Source organism: Cohnella silvisoli, from assembly GCF_021190915.1.
Lineage (GTDB): Bacteria > Bacillota > Bacilli > Paenibacillales > Paenibacillaceae > Cohnella > Cohnella silvisoli.
Map to the genome: position 1 here is coordinate 216,276 of NZ_JAIOAP010000012.1, position 18,386 is coordinate 234,661.

Below are 18,386 nucleotides of genomic sequence, written 5' to 3' on the forward strand. Positions count from 1 at the left end.
GCGGCCCACGAACAATTTAGGGAGGGTAGGTGCTAGTTATGGGAACTTCGACTGGAGAAAGCAAAGAAAACCTGTCGTTCATCGGATATCGAACAGAAAAAGTCGAGAATAAAATCAATGCCATACGTGCCCGCATTCAAATGATAGATTCGGCCTTGCGTCAGGAAGAGCAGGCAATCCTTGATCTTTACGAGCAGAAACGTCTCTTTCACGATCGATTGCTTCTACAGTTAGAGGAAACGATCGAGGAAGAACGCTCGTTGCTTGACGGAAGGGAAGCGCTATGAAGGGGCTGAAGCTTCAATTTCTCGGGATATCCCCCCGCAAAGCGTCCGCACTAATTAAACACGAAGAAATCATGCTAGAGAAAAAACGTAAAGAACTGCGGCGGCGCAGAGCAGAGCATGCCGCCAAACTACTGCGTTTGAATTGGGAAACGGAGGAAGTCAAACGCCGATTGTCCGCAGCGCAAACCCGAGTACAATATTTACGTCGCGGAAACGTTCAGGAATGGCTTGATCATACCGCCCCTTCACATCAAAACCAGGAGGCGGCATTCGAAGCACCCGCGCAACAGACGACTTCTGTCAGTCTTCCAGAAGTTCCCATCGCACCACGTCCCAGAATGGGCGATCTGCTTATACAGAACGGCTTGATTACTAAGGAACAACTCGAACATGCATTTGCGCGGCAGCAGGACTTCGGCGGTCGTCTCGGGGATATTTTGCTTGATTTGAAATATGTCACAGCCGAGCAATTGCTGCCTTACATTAGCAATCAGCCGCAAAAAGGCCGACTCGGAGATATGCTTTTGCAATTGGGATACTTGACAAAGGAGCAATTGGAAAAGGCGCTTGCGTTTCAACGTAAAAGCGGAGGAATGCTCGGAGATGTACTCCTCTCCCTTCAATTTCTGGAGGCCGAGCAACTTTACCGCGCCATTGCTACGCAGAACAATCTCGGCCGTATCGGCAACGACATCATCTTTAACACAGAGTTGAAACTGCCTGAGCCGATTGCCCGCGAGTATGGAATCGTGGTTATTCATCAATATCCCAACCGATATCTGGTTGCCGTTAATGAACCCCTATCCGACGATAATAAAACCCTTCTTGAAGAAGTACTTAAAATGCCTATTGAGCAAGTTCTTGCAAGCAAGAGCGAAATGGAAATGTTTTGGTCAGAAGTATACGGCGATGAGATGCTTGAAGAGAGCACAACCAAACTCGCCATTGAACAGCCGCACAATTCGGCTAGCGTAACTTTTACTAAGGCACAGATTTTTTGGATTTTCGCGAGTATTATTATCTTAGCAGGCGGGCTGTTATGGGATTTATTTTGGACTTTGATTGCAGTCAATGTTATGGTTCAGTTTTTTTATTTTTCCATGACCCTCTTTAAGTTCATCATCATAATGTTCGGTTCGCGGAGCGGTGCCCAGTATCGCTTTAGTGCGGAGGAATTGAATAAATATGACGAACGGGAGTTGCCTCTATACACGATTCTTGTTCCGATGTATAAAGAAAGCGGAGTTATTCCTCATTTAATTCGAAATTTAGAGAAACTCGATTATCCCAAAGCCAAACTCGATGTTCGACTTCTAATAGAAAAGGACGATATCGAGGCTCAGGAACTGTTAAAGAACATGAAACTCCCTCCTTACTATACTGTTCTTGTCGTCCCGGACAGCCTGCCCAAAACGAAACCGAAGGCATGTAATTACGGGCTTATAAGAGCGAGAGGGAAATATGTCGTCATCTATGACGCAGAAGACCGTCCCGATCCAGATCAACTGAAGAAAGTCCATCTTACTTTCGAATCCTGTTCAGAAAATACGGCTTGCGTTCAGGCAAAATTGAATTATTTCAACAGCGAGCAAAATTTGCTAACCCGGTGGTTTACCCAAGAATATAGTATGTGGTTTGAGCTCCTTTTACCCGGCATCATGAAGTTAGATATACCCATCCCGCTCGGAGGCACCTCGAATCACTTCAAAACAGATGTTTTAAAATCCCTTAATGCTTGGGACCCTTATAACGTAACGGAGGACGCCGACCTTGGAATCCGATTGTACAAGGAAGGTTACAAAACGGCTATCGTAGATTCCAGGACTTGGGAAGAAGCAAACAGCCGCTTCGGCAATTGGATACGTCAACGTTCCCGGTGGATCAAAGGGTATATGCAAACTTGGCTTGTCCATATGCGCAATCCGCTTCGGCTATATCGGGAATTAGGACTAAGAGGTTTTATGGGCTTTCATGTCATGGTGCTTGCAACGCCTATGCTTCCCTTACTAAACCCGCTTTTCTGGTCAATGATCATTTTGTGGTATGGATGGAAAGCAGACTGGATAAAGCAATTTTTCCCTGGATCCGTCTATTATTTGGCATCAGTCGAGTTTTATTTCGCCAACTTTCTGTTTGTATTCAGTAATGCTGCCGGCGTGTATTGGGTCATTCACGAACTCGAAAAACGCGGAGATCACTTCTTCTCTTATGGATTGGTTCGCAGTACGCTACTTACGCCATTATATTGGGTAATGATGAGCATTGCGTCTATAAAAGGCGCTTGGCAACTGATCACAAAACCATTCTATTGGGAAAAAACATTGCATGGTCTTACAGAAGATAATCATGTTGACTCCTCTACATTTACAAAAACAGGATAAAACCATTTCCGGGAGTGATTACATTGAAACCGTCGCCCGAACTGTCCATTATCATTCCCATGTATAATGAAGACAGCCATATTGAGAAATCACTTTTCACTATAGTTGAAATTGTTAGACAAGCTATTACAAGTTTCGAAGTCATTGTTGTTGACGATGGGTCGAGGGATGGAACCTGGACGGCTTTGCAAACCCTTCTTCCTCGCATATCCGAATTGAAAGCCCTTCGGCTGAGTCGGAACTTCGGTAAGGAGCTAGCCTTGTGTGCGGGACTGGAACACGCCGTCGGCCGTGCGGTCATCGTAATGGACGGAGATTTACAACATCCTCCTAATCTTATCCCAGAGATGATCCGGTTGTGGCGAGAGGAAAAGTACGCTATTGTCGAGTGCGTCAAAGAAAGCCGCGGTAAAGAGCCCTTATTGAAAAAAATCGGGGCAACCCTATTCTACGGTACCTTAAATAGATTAACGGGATACAATCTGAAGAACGCTTCCGACTTCAAATTATTGGACGCCATAGTCGTTCAAGCGTGGCGGGGTTTACAGGAAAGAAATACTTTCTTCAGGGGAATGACGGCTTGGGTCGGATTTCGCAAAACAACGATTCCTTTTCGTGTCATGCCCCGAGAACATGGTACCAGCCGGTGGGGTTTTATCAAATTGGCCCGTCTTGCTGTCGAATCCATCGTGTCGTTCTCCACGATTCCTCTTCGTTTGGTGAGTCTGTTGGGAATCGTTTTTTCTATCGGAGCGATTACACTAGGCATTCATACTGTTTGGAAAAAATTGTTCGGTGGAGCCGTAACCGGATTTACGACGGTTATTCTTCTGCAGTTGATTATTGGCGGCTTGCTTATGATATCCATCGGAATCGTAGGGGAATATATTTCCGCGATTTACCATGAAGTAAAGGGAAGACCGCGCTATTTAATTTCAGAGAAGATTTCAAATAGTGAAGGTCAGTCGCAAATCGAGGTAGATTCTTATGGATTTTAGACGGTTACTGCGCTCCTCCTTTATCAGATATGGGATGGTTGGCGGTCTGGGCACTTTATTGCATTTCGGAATCCTTATCTTGCTGGTGGAATCTATAAAAATGACAGCCGTTGTTTCATCGGTTATCGGGTTTATCATCGTGTTGGCAGTATCTTACTATTTGAACCGATATTGGACATTCTCAACCCGTATCATGGAATCACATTGGAGAAATTTCATGAAGTATTGCGTAGTTTCCCTCTTTGGTTTATTGCTGAATACAGCCATCATGTATGTTACTGTCGAACTTTGGCATATTCGTTATCTGATCGGTCAAGCAATCGTTATTTTAGTTGTACCCGCAAGCAACTACTTATTGAACCGATCTTGGACTTTCACGCCTCAACAAACAACTACCAGAACCTACGATTAAGGAGACTGACGTGCAGCATGTGGAAGAAACAAAACAGGTTGCCGTGGGCCCTTTTCTTTTTCTTCTTTATTTCGGAATTTTCGCTTGGCTACTATATCAGCCATGTCATCGGATATTTGCATTCCGATGCAATCAGCCGGGTAGCCAACGCATTTTATGTTCTCTATAGCAGAGACCCTCATTTGGGTGCTATAGGTTTTATTTGGAATCCGCTTCCAAGCCTTCTCGAGCTCATTCCTCTGCTTTTTTATCCATTGTATCCTCCCTTAGCATCCTCTGCTTTGGCGGGGATTTTGTTGACGAGCATGTTTGCTGGATTAACGGCCATTCATCTCTACCGGGCCGGGCAAAAATTTAAGCTTTCCATCCCCATGAGTGTTACGGTTACCTTGCTGTATGGATTAAATCCGTTTATTTTCCTGTTTGGAGCTAACGGTCTGAGCGATGTGCCGTATATGTATTTTCTTATGATGTCGATTACAGAATTTTGCTTCTGGATGAAAGACAGAAAAATCAGCAGCTTGTTAGTCTCGGGGTTTACATTATCTCTAGCTTTTTGGACCCGCTATGAGGCTGTACCTTTCGGTTTCTCGATTGCATTGTCGATCGTTATCGTTGTATTTCTTTGGCAGAGAGACAATTCGTATACGACAAAAGAAAAATGGTACAAGGTCGAAGCTACCTCAATCCTCGTTCTGCTTCCTGTCGTGTTTTCAGGATTTATGTGGCTGTTTTTTAACTACTCTATAATGGGAAACCCGCTTTACTTCCTTAATTCGGAATATTCCAATGATGCCGCAGCTGTCGTCCTGCGCAACGATGCGGAATTCCAGAAAATTTTCAAAAATCCTTGGACGATTTTGCAGTTGGTTATAAAAAAGACGTTTTGGTATTCGATCCCGCTGTTCAGTATACTAATTGTCCGCATAATAACAGGCAGGCTATTCAAATGGGATATCGCAGTTCTTCTATTGTTGTTTTGTGCGGTTCCCGGCCTTCAATATTTGCTATTGCTCAGACAAACCTCCTTCGGATGGTTTCGCTACTTTATGTACGTACTCCCAGTCGTTGTCGCATGGATTCCTTATGAGTTGGGTATGATTGAGAAGCGCATGCGGCGCATCTCATTCGCCATCATTTCTTGCGGACTGTTCGTAACTGCATGCATGCTTAGCTATGCGTTAACAAATCCAAATATCGCCCCCGACGAGCATTCCTTTCTTACAATTAAAAAAGGGAATGAGAGTTATCAGCGGCAACTGATAGAGAAAGATGCCGCTAAGTGGATGGACGATAATATTACGGGTACAATCTTAACGGATTCCGCATCCGCATTTACAATTTTGGTTAATAGTCGCGTTCCCAAGAAGTATCTCATTACAAGCGATTTAGATTTTCGTGCCTCCGTCGATAAACCTTTAGAGCACAACGTCGATTACATTCTGATTCCCAAACCGCTGAACAATGTTCAAAGTACTATTAATATGAGTTATCCCGACATGTATGAAAACGGCGATGCTTGGGTTAAACTGGAACGCGATTTCGGAGGATTGTGGAGGCTCTACAAGGTAATTCAGGACTGAAAACTGAAATAATCTTGGAACAAAAAATTTAACGATATAAAAAGAGAGCCCTAAGGCTTCCCTAAGGCTCTCTTTTTTTCATTATTCCACTCAATCCGTTTCTCTCATCCCTGAAACCGCTCCAAAATCAAACTAGCCGTTTCCTCCACCGCTTTGTTCGAGACGTCGATGACGATGCAGCCGATCTTCTCCATCACTTGCCGGGCGTGCTCCAGCTCTCTCATAATCCGTTCAGAGGTCGCATAGGGCGCCGTGTCCGGCAGTCCTAGAGCTTTCAGCCTCTCCTTGCGGATGGCGTTCAAGGAATCGGGATTAATTGTTAATCCGATGACCTTGCGCGGTGAAGCAATGTACAGCTCCTTCGGAGGTACAAGCTCCGGTACGAGCGGAACGTTGGCGACCTTACCTTGTGCGCGAGCACCATGGAGAGCGGAGTTTTGGACGTTCGCGAGACGCCGACGAGAATAATGTCCGCTTTGAGAATGCCGGTGACGTCTCGGGCGTCGTCGTACTTAACCGCGAATTCTACCGCTTCTACTTTGTGGAAATAATCGGCGTTCAGCGCGTGATTCAAGCTGGGCTCGTGGCGGGATTCCCTGCCGAGCGTGCGCTCCAAATTATCGATTAACGGGCCGAGCAGATCGATGGCCGTCATGTTGATTTTACTTGCCTGTTCGACCATATATTCGCGCAGGAAAGGAATAACCAATGTGTAAAGAACGATGCTGTTCTCGGCGTGAGCAGCGCTTAGAATCGCATCTATGCCCTCCCGCGTCTGTATGAAAGCCGCCCGACGAATGTGCACGGATAGCGGATGGAACTGAGCCGCGGCGGCACGCACCGCAAGCTCGCCCGTGTCTCCCGCTGAGTCGGAAACCACATACTTGAAGCTGGAAGGGAATTGCACCGGGCACAGGGCCTACACCATTATGAAAATAAACTAGTCTAGCCGCTGCTTTTGCTGCAAGGTCACCATAAGATTCATCATGATTTTCCACAATAGGTATGTGAACTCTCTAAGATCAAGCCTCTCGGGATTGGCGCAGATGAATCGACATTGTTCCGCTTGCGGACGACATTTCTATTAGGCTTCCTTACCTCACTTTCGATTTGCTTTCATTTAGAACCTGTGCAGTTAACCAGTCGTTACCACTCAGACCGTGCACCAATGAATCGGACACGTGCATGGCAATGCGGCTAACTATCAAGAGGTGTCCGCTCCTTCGCCAATTCGAACAGTTGTGCTCAGTATCACTCAGTTCTTGAAGCTCGTGGACGAGAGAATACGGGCATTATTAAAGAGAAAGGATTAACTGACCGATTAGGTAAACATCCGTTATTGCTACATCCGCTTAGAACATGCTGATCGGAATATTTCGACTGAGATGTTAGAAAAAAATTATTAAGGCTTAGGACGTTGTTCCCCTTGAAGTTTTTCAGTTCCATGAGTTGGACTTTGTAGGCAAGTCAGCGGATATGAAGCCTCGTATGAAGCTGTTAACTCACTGCTTGTTGAGAGATCAGCAGACAAAATATCGAATGTCCTTCGAGTAGCCAAGGAAATTCTAGAGGCAATAGACGTGGTTAAAGAAAAATAGTTCTACATTAGAATCACCTTTTCGGGTGATTTTTTCATTGTAGAATACCACTTCTGCAACCAATTACCTTTAACCCGAACCTTGTGGAAACAAACGGCTTTCCCGCTGCTGATTCGTGAGACGCAGGGCGGCTTACAGCCTTTCCAGACGTTGGGGCAGGGTTTACCCTGTCCCGCGAAAATAGAAAGGCTGCAAGCCACTCTTGTGGGGGAATTAACTTGTGGTCAAGACGTTTGTATGGGCATGAGGTTAAGACTAGGTTCTTCATGCTACCGTGAGGCGGGAGTTTGTAATTTTATTGTTAAGTCTCCATGCTCAATGACGCAATAGGGTAAAAGAAAACCACATGCTGTTACGCTCACATGTGGTAAAGGTAAATCAGAGAAATTCTATCTTCGAAAACTTTAGTCCAGTCAGATTATTTTCTTTGTAGACCTGAACAAATTTTTCTGAGCAGAATAGCGATGCTCCCAGCTCTTCGGTCATGAAAAGGTCATCTCCATTCCATGTTTCCCTTGCAAAATAAATCGGAGCAGAGGGATCTAAATAACTTAAATTAGGCGTAATAAATTTTTTATATCCGCACGCATCACAAAAGTCGAGGAGTTCAATTTCTGATCTTTCATGTAGACTAATTCCCACATTGGCAAACAATCTGTAGTACTGCGGAACACTGTCTGAAATTAAGTTTATTTTGCAGCCTTTCTTTTTTAATGTCTGTAGGGCATCAAGACTTAATTCGTCATGTAGCATAATATTTATATGCCCAGCAGATATACCCTTTATTTCGTTGTTTTGCAAAAGTTCAAGAGCTTCACTTTTAATAAGTTTGTGATAAATAACATCAGCAAAATCGGCAAAGTTGTCATTGACCAAGGCAACAGTTATATCGGAATTTTTATCCAACAGTTTTTCTTTTCGCCAATTTCTCCCGCATACGGAACAATCGATCATTACCTTAGGGTAGTCGCCAATAATAATACCGTAAGCCCACTCCCCTTTTTTGCGATTGTCACTGCTAATCTCATAGAAAGTCATGTTCTCACCTAGCCTTAATAGTTTACTTCAAATTTATATTTAGATCCCAAAGATCTTCCAAAACTTAAAACATCATCTGCTGTTGCATTTTGATTTCTAGCGATAAACGTTTCCCATTCTTTGGTATATTGATTACTCCAACTACCATGTTCTTTCTTTGCAACCCAAGTACCAAATCTCGGATCATGCACATTTATGCCTCTGTCATTAAAGAAATCACTAAACTTCCCTGCTTGAGGTAAAATATGATGTGCTTCTGGTTTAATCATATCACTTGGTGGTGATCCTCTAAAAATTCTTAAGTTGAAGTTGAAATTTCCAGAATTAAATACTCTATATTTTGATGCGTCAAATAATGCATCAGCGAAATTGGATCTTCCTAAAGACAAAAACCCCATTACTGCTAAAGCCTTATCTTCCAGTGAAGCATTCGGATCTTCTAACGTTTTTTGGTCTTGTTTTAAGAAATAATAATTTACATATGCCGCTGTTCCTAACGCATCCTTGACTTCGTTCCATGCTGTTGTTATGCCGTTGCTAAATGAGTTCCATCCTTCAACTAAAGAATCACCAACGTCGTTTACCGTTTCTTTTGTCGCTTTCCATGCTCTTTGACAAACGCTCTTGCCCAACCAGCTTGTAAAACAGTGCCCACTTGGATCTGTATAGATTAGAGGATTATTAACTACATATGTGTAGAGATTTAAGGTTAAAGGATTATTAATCTGCCCCTCATAAGTATCCTCATTAATAAACCGGCCTACGCTTGGATCATACCATCTAGCTCTTAAATATTGGAGATTTGTCGTAGAATCCCAATATTCGCCGGAATATAGAAATGGATTGGATACTGTTTCCTGTTTGCTAATTGGTTTCCCCCACAAATCATACGTATAGCTGTTCAGTACTTGACCATTCGCATCTTGAAGCGATACTACATCACCATGACTATTACGGACATAATAGGCTTTGTTTCCATTCGCATCGACCCGATATTCCAAACCATTGCCGCGAATATAAGCCGCAACCTTCGATACCGTACCGTCAGGATTGACTTTGCCTTCCGCAATAATATCGCTGCCGCTGTAATAATATCGAGTAGTATTACCTCCTTGTGTACGCTCTACCATGAGGCCGTCTCCGTTATATTTGTACGTAACTGGAGTACTGTTCTCCACTGTCACACTCGTAAGTTGATTCCATCGATCGTACTCGTAACCCGTTGGCGTAAGTTGTTGTACTTGATCCGATTCAAGCGTACTGCGGTTGCCTTGCTGATCGTACGTATACGACTCGTTGTTCGGACTCGCTGTTTCAACCCGATTCAACGCATCGTACGTATAGTCTCTAACCGTCCCGTTTTGGGTGATCATTGTAATATTTTTATTGCCATCATACGCATAGCGTTCGACCGCGGATGTTAAATCCGGATTCGTATGCGTTAATGCTGTTAATTGAAGCCCTTTATACTGATACGCGGATACTACACCGTTCCCGCGCGTTTCCTGCTTTAATGAGCCGTTGGCGTAATACTGATATTGTACATCTGCGCCCAGATTGATAAATTGCAACCTATTATCCGTATCATAGTCATAAGTGGCAGAGTCGTTGAAAGGACCGACCAAGGTATCTATGTTGCCTCTTGGATCATACGTGTAGCTTAACACTTTATTGTCGGGGTAAGTCACTTTCTCGAGCTGTCTCGTGTCCGGATGATAGTCAAACTTTGTCAATCCGGTGACGTCTTGCATCGTCAGGCGCAGACCATCGTGTGAATACGTAAATGAGCTCGTTTGTTCGCCATTGCTTTGGGATTCAAGTTGGCTGCGACTATTGTAACTATAAGTAAGTTCATTGCCTTTCCGATCAATTCTCTTCTTCAAATTGTTATTCGCATCGTAATAATACTTTTCGAGCGGTTGACTGGTTTTCTGCTGGGCAATGAGTCGTCCTAATTCATCATATTGCTTGGTTGTCACGCTCTGGTTTGGATTTGTGATCGTTAACAAATTCCCTAACAGGTCGTATTGATAACTCGTTTGCTCATTCAATGCATTCGTAACCTTTGTCAAACGTCCTACAAAATCGTACGTATATTGTGTTAGGTTGTTTTTCGCATCCTTATGTGTAAGCAGACCACCAAGGTAGTTATACGTCATTTCCTCCACTTGGCTAGTCGTATTAATTGCAGGATTAGTGCTATCTACTTCTGTCGTTACCGTCTGAATCGGATTGCCTAGTATGTCCGCTTTGGTAGTGACCCGATTGCCGAGTGGATCTGTAACGTTCTTCGTCAGCGCAATGACATTAACCTCTTCTGTCGATTGATCTTGGTTTGGCGATGTTGTAATGACTTTTTCTCCCCATGCTTGGGGAGCATAGCTAACCGTTGTTTTGTTCCCTTCGGCATCTTCAGCCCCGATATTTCTACCATAGGTGTCATAAAAATATTTGATTTTTGCGGTATAGTTGCCATTAAAAAAGATGCCTTGTTGCATCAGACGACCAAGCGAATCGTAACGACTTTCTGTCCGAGCCCCTTCTTCGTTAGTTTGCGTTACTTTATTGTTTGTATCGTCATAAACCACAGATGTTGTCGAATTATCCGGATTAGTGACGAGCTTTACCCTGCCCAGCTTATCATATTGATAAATAGTCGCATTCGTTTTTCCATCGATAAACTTCGTCATCTGACCTGTCAATGCATTATACTCGGCTTGAACATTAACGGAAAATGGCGTATTGTCCGCATCCTTACCCGACACTTGCTCACTCGTTAAGTAAGCACTGTTATATTGCGTGCTATACGCAAATTGTTGGACCGTTTCATTTGTGGCATCTTTTTTAGTCGTAATTTTCTGCACGTTGCCATAGCTGTCGTAATCGTAATCTTTCATGCTCAAAAGCGAGCCCGTACCGTTTGTTTCCCGAACTTGAATAACGTCAGGATCGCCGGATGCTGTCTTCGTCACTTGGGTGAATAGCGTACGGCTACTATCAATTGGTTGTGAAATCGTTTGAATCAGATGCGTGTTCGGATAATAGGTGTACTGTATTGTAACACCCTGTTTATCCGTTTGCGTAAGCACGTTCCCTGCATTATCGAACGTTTGGCTTGTCGTTTCTGTTCTGTTTTCGTTCGTTTGCGTGTTTTTGTATAGCGTTGACGACTGAATCGGAGTCGTAATTTTACGACTGCGATCAAACGAATTCGAGATCGTCGTTTCCAGTCCGCTTTTGGTTTGTTTGACAGTTGTGTTATAAAAAACCGTCGGATTGTTCGCGTCAATGTAATCCTTGTCATATTGATACGTGACTTGGGATAATCCGTCATTAATCGTGGTGGAGAAGGCATAATCCGTATTGTATGAGCTGCCGGCATCGCCATTATACGTATAGTTCAAACGATTATACGGGGTATACGTTACCGCTTGCGTATCCGGGTTCGTCGTTAGGATACGGTCTTCCGTCCATAGAACGCGATGCACTTGATTGACGGCAGTCGCACTTTGCAATCTCGTCGTAGGAAGATCTTCATACTTAATATGTGATTCCGCTCCGGATGGATGAAACACTGTCTTTAGCAAGGAGTAGCCATTAAATATACCTTCGTTGACATTCGTATTAATGACATTGTATCTCGTGTCGGTCACTTGATTATATTCGTAACGCGTCACTCGACTTTCAGGATCCGTAACCCGATCCAGGATCTCAACCGTGTTTCCTCCGTTTTGTACGGCTACTTTCGTGTACGTGATCGTGCGATTGCCGGAGGTGAGTATCACATTAGACGTCGTATATTGAATGGAAATCGTATTGCCTACAGGGTCATTAATGCTAGTTAAAAGATTACGACCATAGGCAGCCACATTCTGGTACCCAAAGTCAATAAAATTGTTATATTTATCCGTCATCTTGATGATTTGACCGGCGCTATTAAAATATTGTTTTACACCATCGATGTTGCTTAAAACGTATGAATAAGATTGGTTCGTCTGATTCACGGAAATGGTGCCGCTTTGCGTTGTAAACGTTAAATCATTCCACTGGTATCCTTTTAGCTGATTCCCGCTAATTTCATATTGTCCGCCATTGCCTAAGTTGATATATTGCCCATCCAAGATATAAGGAATATTCCAACTCCAGCCCTTGCCGATCGGGAAATTCAGATCATTATATGTTTTTGTGGTGGTTTGATAGGGATACCAATGGCCTTCTGTGGGTATTGAGCGAATTGATGCCGTCGAGCCTGCATCCACATAGTAGCGATAATAGGTATACGAGGTACTATTCGTACCGCTTATAGTATCACCCAAATATAATGTACTACTTCCTGCAATAGCATCAATTTGTTGCTTAACTGCTGTCGCTTCAGCCAAAGTATCGTACAAACCAAAGGAATATTCATCATGAACTTGCTGGTTTGTAAACTGCTCACCGACGCTATCCACGTAAACGCTATTGAAGATATACCGATAAATATCTCGTTTCTGCACGTTGTTCGTACACGCCGACCAAGCGCTTGTATACATCGGTTTCTGACTCTCAACCTGAGCGGCCAAAGCCAATGCATCGTCATATTTCAAACTTGTTTGCGTAAGGTTCCAATCGTCGGTTCCAATAATCTCGTTGTTCATGATAACACCGCTGCATGTTGCATAATCACGTGTATGTGACATGCTGAAAACAGGTGCAAACAAAAGTGCGTACTTCTTGGCATTACCCGAGAAAAAGACACCGTTTTTATAGAGATCGTTATAATAACTTATACTTTGCTCGTAATACTGTGCTACTCCCGAATTATAGTTACGACTTAACGCAAACGAAAGTCCATTCCGACCGGGAAGAACAAAATCGGTCGAACCTAACGACAAGCTGCCATCCAACGTCGATACCGACTGTCCCATACTGCCAACCGAGTACGGTGCTTGGTCCAGCTTCAATTTCAAATTTTTTAAAGTTTCATCGCTTACCGGAGACACCGGCTGGGATGAAGCAGAGTTAACTATCTCATTGTCAGACTCGGTTGTGGATGAGCTATCCAACTCATTGCCGACGCCATATCGAACATGCGGTTGAGCATTCGTGATTTTGCTCGCGCTTTTAGAGCGATTGACGTGCTTTTTCGCCTTTCCAAGTGCCTTGTCGAGTGGAATTGATTGTTCCTCTTGCTTAAGTAGGATTATATTGACTTCATCCGCGGTATAGCCTTGATCCAACAACCGCTGTACGTCTTTTTCTGAGATACCAAAAGACTCGGAAAGTTTTTTCCGTTTGCTTTTTGCTTCCTTTTTCGCTGTGTCCTGCTGTTCTGTGCCTTCTGACTTCTTCGCTTGTACCAGATTTTCCGGTACTATGCCAAATATAAGAGAGACGAGCAGTAAGTAAATTGTTAATTTATATAATCTCATTTTTATACGCATCGGTTATCCTCCTGGGACTTCTTTAATACTGACAAGTAACAATTATTAATAAGGATAGAACGGAATGGCATTATACGGTTGACCATTAATCATTAAAGGAATGGAGCCTGGAAGATTCCCAACCCCGTCTGTTGTAACCGTAATTTGGCTTGGTAATGTATTCACCGTAAATACTTTAAGCGTATAAGCAACTCCAGGATTCAAACCCGTAAAATAAAATACAGTTGAAGATGTAGAATATGGCGTTTCAGATGAGCCGTTATTGCTTTTGGTCAAAGAATAAATTGTGGGATCTGAAACCGGAGACCAAGTGACTTTAATCGTATTTGCTGTAACAAACGTAGCTGTGAAACCTTGAGGACCAGCAGATTTGGCTGTAAGTTGATTGACGATTGGCGAGAACGTAACGTTGTTCGCATCAAATTGGTCTATGGCTTTAATTTGAACCGAATACTGTTGGTTAGGATTTAAGCCAGTAATCGGTGTGCTAGTCGTAGAAACCGTAGCTTTGAGCTGACCGTCAATAAGCACTTTATATTGATCAGCATCACTCACTCCGCTCCATGAAACGGAGAAACCGTTCGCTGCCACATTCGAAATGGTCGGAGTACCTGGCGTACCAAAAGGTGGTTTCGTCGTCATAGAAACCGTATTGGAATAAGAGCCTGATGATGTGTCGTTAGGATCTACCGCTTTGACTTGTATGTAATAAGTCGAACTCGGCGATAAACCAGTAAGTGTGTAGTTGTTTACATCGCCAAGCGTAGCTGCCAGTTCGCCATTTTTAATAATTTTGTATGAAGATACGCCGTTTACTCTGGACCAAGTAAAGTAAATCGAAGTTCGAGCAGGTGTATACGAATTAGAAAGAGTTGGTGCCTCCGGTGTGAGTGTAAACGACGCACCTGTAACAGGAACAGTGCCGCCACTATAATAAAACGTATACTTAGGTGTGTATGTACCTAAATCCCAGCTAGATGTGCTCGTACATGAAAGAGAAACTGTTGAGCCTGCTGAAGTAGTCGTTGTAATCGTTTTTGAACATACCCTCGATTTAGGACCATCGACGCCGATATCAACCTTCGTATAGGAGGGTTTATTCGAGGGGGCAGTGGTTGACACTGTAAAAGAATTTCCTCTAACGATGGCGCTAATACTAACTTCGCTATCTCCTGGCGTTTGAGGTTCCGAGTTATCGCTGGAATTTAGTTGGAAAGCCGGAATGGCTGAGTCGATGAGACCAAGCGTGCGAGCCAAATTAACCAGTCCATGACCATACTCATGTGTGGGACCGAGCGGTGTTGCCTGATCATATAAACTGTTCATAATTGTCAAAGCATTCTCGCTTCGATGTTGCGACCAGACAACAGCAGCGGCTCCGGTAACATAAGGGGCAGCCATTGATGTTCCAGAGAGAGAGGTGTAGCCGCCATCTTTATACGTACTGAGGATGTTAACCCCAGGTGCGACAATATCTAACTGATCCCCGGTACTCGATAAATTGGCACGCTGATTGCTTTCCGTTGTTGCGCCAACGGAAACGACTTCCGGATATAATGCCGGATATGTTTCCGTTTCCGTCCCCGAGCCTAAGTTGCCTGCGGCGGCAATCAGTAGGATCCCAGCTTGTTGCGCTTGAGAAATCACTTGATGCAACGCTTGGCTATCTGCAGTTCCCGAGAAACTCATAGAGATAATATTCATATTGTTATCAATTGCCCATTCAATTCCTTGAATAACTTGGGCGTAAGTCCCATTTCCTGCGTCATTCAATACTTTAACGCCATACAAATCTACTTTCGGAGCAATACCGACAACGCCAATGGTATTTTGTTGCGCTGCAATAATACCCGCAACGTGTGTCCCATGACCGTTATTGTCTGTATAGTTTGTTGAAGATGTATCAAAACTGACCCCGCCTTTAATAACCAGGTCCGGATGAGAGGAAATACCTGTATCCAGTACCGCGACTTTAATCCCCTCCCCTTGAAGATCACCCTCTTGCTGCAGATTAGCGCCTACTGCGACATTGCCCCATGGAAGAATTTCTATAGAATTTGATGTCTGCCCGCTTGCTTCCGTGCTCTCGCTTATCTGAATCGTTTGAATCGATATCTTTTCGTTTTTTTCTACAAAGGTGACATTTGGATCTTTGGACAATTCGCTAATTTCCGCTGCATCCAAGTCCATCATGATCGTATTTTGAGTATTAAACTTCTTTTTTTGTTGATGCTTGATCTTTTTACTTTTTTTCAAGTGCTCTTGAGAATCAATACCTTTCTTAAACCCGACTAAATACTCCGTTGTCGTTTCTGTTTTTGCTTGCACTGATAAAGTTAGCGGAAATAAAAGAGAAACAATACATAGAAAGATAATGAATGAGCTTGCCCATCTTTGTTTATTTTTTGTCATTTTTTAGCCTCCAGCTATACGACGTTTAGATTATGGTCTTCTTCTAATTGCCTTTAAATTTCCGTTATTGTCGTATTCAAAATCGTAAATCGTACCGTCTGAATAAATAATATAATCTAGTCTATTTTGGGAATTGTAAATATACCGCACCTCCGATTGGTAATGCAGATCCATATTGTCTATGACAGCTTCACCGTTAGCTCCATTCGCTAATGAAACCATACGAACTGTAACAAATGCTTTAACTGCACTTGTCGGGACTTTGCCGGATATCATAAATGACACAAAACTATTTGTGACTTGATTGATCTCACGAGTATTCGTCGCGATTGCATTCCCTTGAGCATCATAGAAATCGATAAACATTTGCAATTTCATGTTTGTTAAATTTTGCACGTTTAATTTAGTCGACAATGAATAAGGTTTTAATGGATCAACCATAACCATTTGATAAACAGCTTCGGAGTGATCCAATTGTAGATTGCTCGATTTCAATTTTTGAGCAAATTGTCCTTGATAAACTGTAGAAGTTACTCTTTGGAATTCGGAACCTTCAACAGTCCAACCATTCTCTGTCTCAAAGCTTCCATTCACAAGCAAGTTGCCTCCGGCCGTCGTCGCGGTCACTTCTGCCGCTTCCGATTCGTTGCCCGCCGCATCTGACGCCACGACTGTCATCGTGTAACTCGTCGCTTTCGTCAGTCCCGTGACTGTGTAGGTCGTATTTGCAGTTGTGCCCACCAGCGTCCCGTTCTTATAAACCGTATACGTTACCGCGCCGCTGTTTTGCGTAGAAGCATCCCAATCCAGATCCACGCTCGTGTTCGCTGCACCCGTCACGTGCAAGTTGCCCGGAAGCGTCGGCGTAAAGTAGCGGAAACTAAGTTTATCTGCATACAACGTCGCTGTTCCGTTGTCTTCCGTCGCGTAAATCCGGATGCCGATTCTAGCCGATACCGCATTGGCCGGAACCGTACCGACGGTCTTCAACGGAACGTAACCGTCCGTCGTGCCAAGCAATTCCTTTTTCTGCTCCGTGATATAGTTGTCATTGGCATTGTAGAACGAAATATTCAATTGCACCTTCGCATGGTTCATCGCCGCCGCGTTAAACTGGCCGTCCAGCGCAAACGACTTTCCGGCCGTCACCGCCACATCGCGGTACAGCTCAATATAATGTCCTCCGCCAAGGCCCGAGAGTCCTATTCGCTGTGCTCGCGTGCCTTCCATGACCGGTGTCGTCACAACGCTCCAATCCGAGCCGTCCGTATTCCATCCATCCGCCGCGCCGCTCGAGCCAGTGTACGTCTCAAAACCGCCGTTCGGCAACATGTTGCCTCCGGCCGTCGTCGCGGTTACTTCCGCCGCTTCCGATTCGTTGCCCGCTGCATCTGACGCCACGACTGTCATCGTGTAGCTCGTTGCTTTCGTCAGTCCCGTCACTGTGTAGTTCGTATTTGCAGTTGTGTCCATAAGCGTTCCGTTCTTGTAGACCGTATACGTCACCGCGCCGCTGTTCTGCGTAGAATCGTCCCAATCCAGATCCACGCTCGTGTTCTCCGCACCCGTCACGTGCAAGTTGCCCGGAATCGTCGGTGTGAAGTAGCGGAATCTGAGCCCGTCGACATACATCGTGCCGGTGCCGTTGTTTGCGGTCGGTTTCAGCCGCAGGTTCACTTCCGCTTCTACAGCGTTCGCAGGCATAATGTCCGCAATTTTCAACGTGACGTAACCGTCCGTTGTGGTGAAAAGCTCGCGATTGTATTCCGTAATATAGTTTCCATTGGCATCCATAAACGTAAGGTTGAGCTGCACCTTCGCATTGTTCAGCGCTGACGCGTTAAACTGGCCGTCCAGTACAAAAGACTTGCCCGGGGAAACCGGAAAGCTCCGGTACAAGGACACCCAGTTGTCTACGTTCAAACCGGACAGGCCGATTCGCTGCGCTCGCGTGCCTTCTGCCACCGGCGTCGTCACAACACTCCAATCCGAGCCGTTCCGGCTCCACCCGTCCGCCGCGCCGCTCGAGCCGGTGTACGTCTCAAACCCGCCATTTGGCAGCAAGTTGCCCCCGGCTGTCGTCGCGGTTACTTCCGCCGCTTCCGATTCGTTGCCCGCCGCATCCGTCGCCACGACTGTCATCGTGTAACTCGTCGCTTTCGTCAGTCCCGTGACTGTGTAGGTCGTATTTGCAGTTGTGCCCATCAGCGTCCCGTTCTTATAAACCGTATACGTTACCGCGCCGCTGTTTTGC

At 44.5% G+C, this 18,386-nt stretch carries 9 protein-coding genes and 1 pseudogene; 5 read left to right on the forward strand and 5 right to left on the reverse strand.

Translation table 11 applies throughout. The annotated features are described in order from the left end of the window. Window positions 1-38 precede the first annotated feature (38 nt). From K7P76_RS21995 to K7P76_RS22015, 5 genes are read left to right on the forward strand one after another with little or no spacing between them, the layout of a single operon-like run. Complete coding sequence (locus K7P76_RS21995; RefSeq protein ID WP_232187462.1) at window positions 39-287, forward strand: hypothetical protein; 249 nt, start codon at window positions 39-41, stop codon at window positions 285-287. Next, window positions 284-2,668 (forward strand): cyclic di-GMP-binding domain-containing protein, MshE-related, encoded by a 2,385-nt coding sequence (locus K7P76_RS22000; RefSeq protein WP_373692455.1) that lies wholly within the window; start codon window positions 284-286, stop codon window positions 2,666-2,668. The genes K7P76_RS21995 and K7P76_RS22000 overlap by 4 nt, the downstream gene beginning before the upstream one ends. 23 nt (window positions 2,669-2,691) lie before the next feature. After that, window positions 2,692-3,666, forward strand: a complete 975-nt coding sequence (locus K7P76_RS22005; protein ID WP_232187463.1) for a glycosyltransferase family 2 protein — start codon at window positions 2,692-2,694, stop codon at window positions 3,664-3,666. Beyond that, window positions 3,656-4,078 (forward strand): GtrA family protein, encoded by a 423-nt coding sequence (locus K7P76_RS22010; protein WP_232187464.1) that lies wholly within the window; start codon window positions 3,656-3,658, stop codon window positions 4,076-4,078. Before K7P76_RS22005 ends, K7P76_RS22010 begins: the two co-directional genes overlap by 11 nt. A 17-nt stretch (window positions 4,079-4,095) precedes the next feature. Further along, window positions 4,096-5,661 (forward strand): glycosyltransferase family 39 protein, encoded by a 1,566-nt coding sequence (locus tag K7P76_RS22015; RefSeq protein ID WP_232187465.1) that lies wholly within the window; start codon window positions 4,096-4,098, stop codon window positions 5,659-5,661. Between the two features lie 104 nt (window positions 5,662-5,765). Here the strand turns inward: K7P76_RS22015 and K7P76_RS22020 are convergent. From K7P76_RS22020 to K7P76_RS22040, 5 genes and pseudogenes are all read right to left on the reverse strand, one after another. Further along, window positions 5,766-6,568: pseudogene (locus tag K7P76_RS22020) on the reverse strand (pyruvate, water dikinase regulatory protein). Window positions 6,569-7,637: 1,069 nt separating this feature from the next. Continuing rightward, a complete protein-coding gene (locus K7P76_RS22025) occupies window positions 7,638-8,297 on the reverse strand; it encodes a hypothetical protein (protein ID WP_232187466.1) in 660 nt (219 codons plus the stop codon). A 14-nt stretch (window positions 8,298-8,311) separates the two neighbouring features. After that, window positions 8,312-13,720, reverse strand: coding sequence for an RHS repeat-associated core domain-containing protein (locus K7P76_RS22030; RefSeq protein ID WP_232187467.1), 5,409 nt, complete (start codon window positions 13,718-13,720; stop codon window positions 8,312-8,314). A gap of 45 nt (window positions 13,721-13,765) precedes the next feature. After that, window positions 13,766-16,132, reverse strand: coding sequence for a S8 family serine peptidase (locus K7P76_RS22035; protein WP_232187468.1), 2,367 nt, complete (start codon window positions 16,130-16,132; stop codon window positions 13,766-13,768). Window positions 16,133-16,162: 30 nt separating this feature from the next. Further along, window positions 16,163-18,386: fibronectin type III domain-containing protein (locus tag K7P76_RS22040; RefSeq protein WP_232187469.1), on the reverse strand; the 2,224-nt coding region annotated here is incomplete at its 5' end.

Excerpts from the sequence above, each read along its gene's own strand:
- K7P76_RS21995 (WP_232187462.1), top strand. The coding sequence starts at position 39 with ATGGGAACTTCGACTGGAGAAAGCAAAGAAAACCTGTCGTTCATCGGA.
- K7P76_RS22000 (WP_373692455.1), top strand. The coding sequence starts at position 284 with ATGAAGGGGCTGAAGCTTCAATTTCTCGGGATATCCCCCCGCAAAGCG.
- K7P76_RS22010 (WP_232187464.1), top strand. The coding sequence starts at position 3,656 with ATGGATTTTAGACGGTTACTGCGCTCCTCCTTTATCAGATATGGGATG.
- K7P76_RS22015 (WP_232187465.1), top strand. The coding sequence starts at position 4,096 with ATGTGGAAGAAACAAAACAGGTTGCCGTGGGCCCTTTTCTTTTTCTTC.
- K7P76_RS22025 (WP_232187466.1), bottom strand. The coding sequence starts at position 8,297 with ATGACTTTCTATGAGATTAGCAGTGACAATCGCAAAAAAGGGGAGTGG.
- K7P76_RS22030 (WP_232187467.1), bottom strand. The coding sequence starts at position 13,720 with ATGCGTATAAAAATGAGATTATATAAATTAACAATTTACTTACTGCTC.
- K7P76_RS22035 (WP_232187468.1), bottom strand. The coding sequence starts at position 16,132 with ATGACAAAAAATAAACAAAGATGGGCAAGCTCATTCATTATCTTTCTA.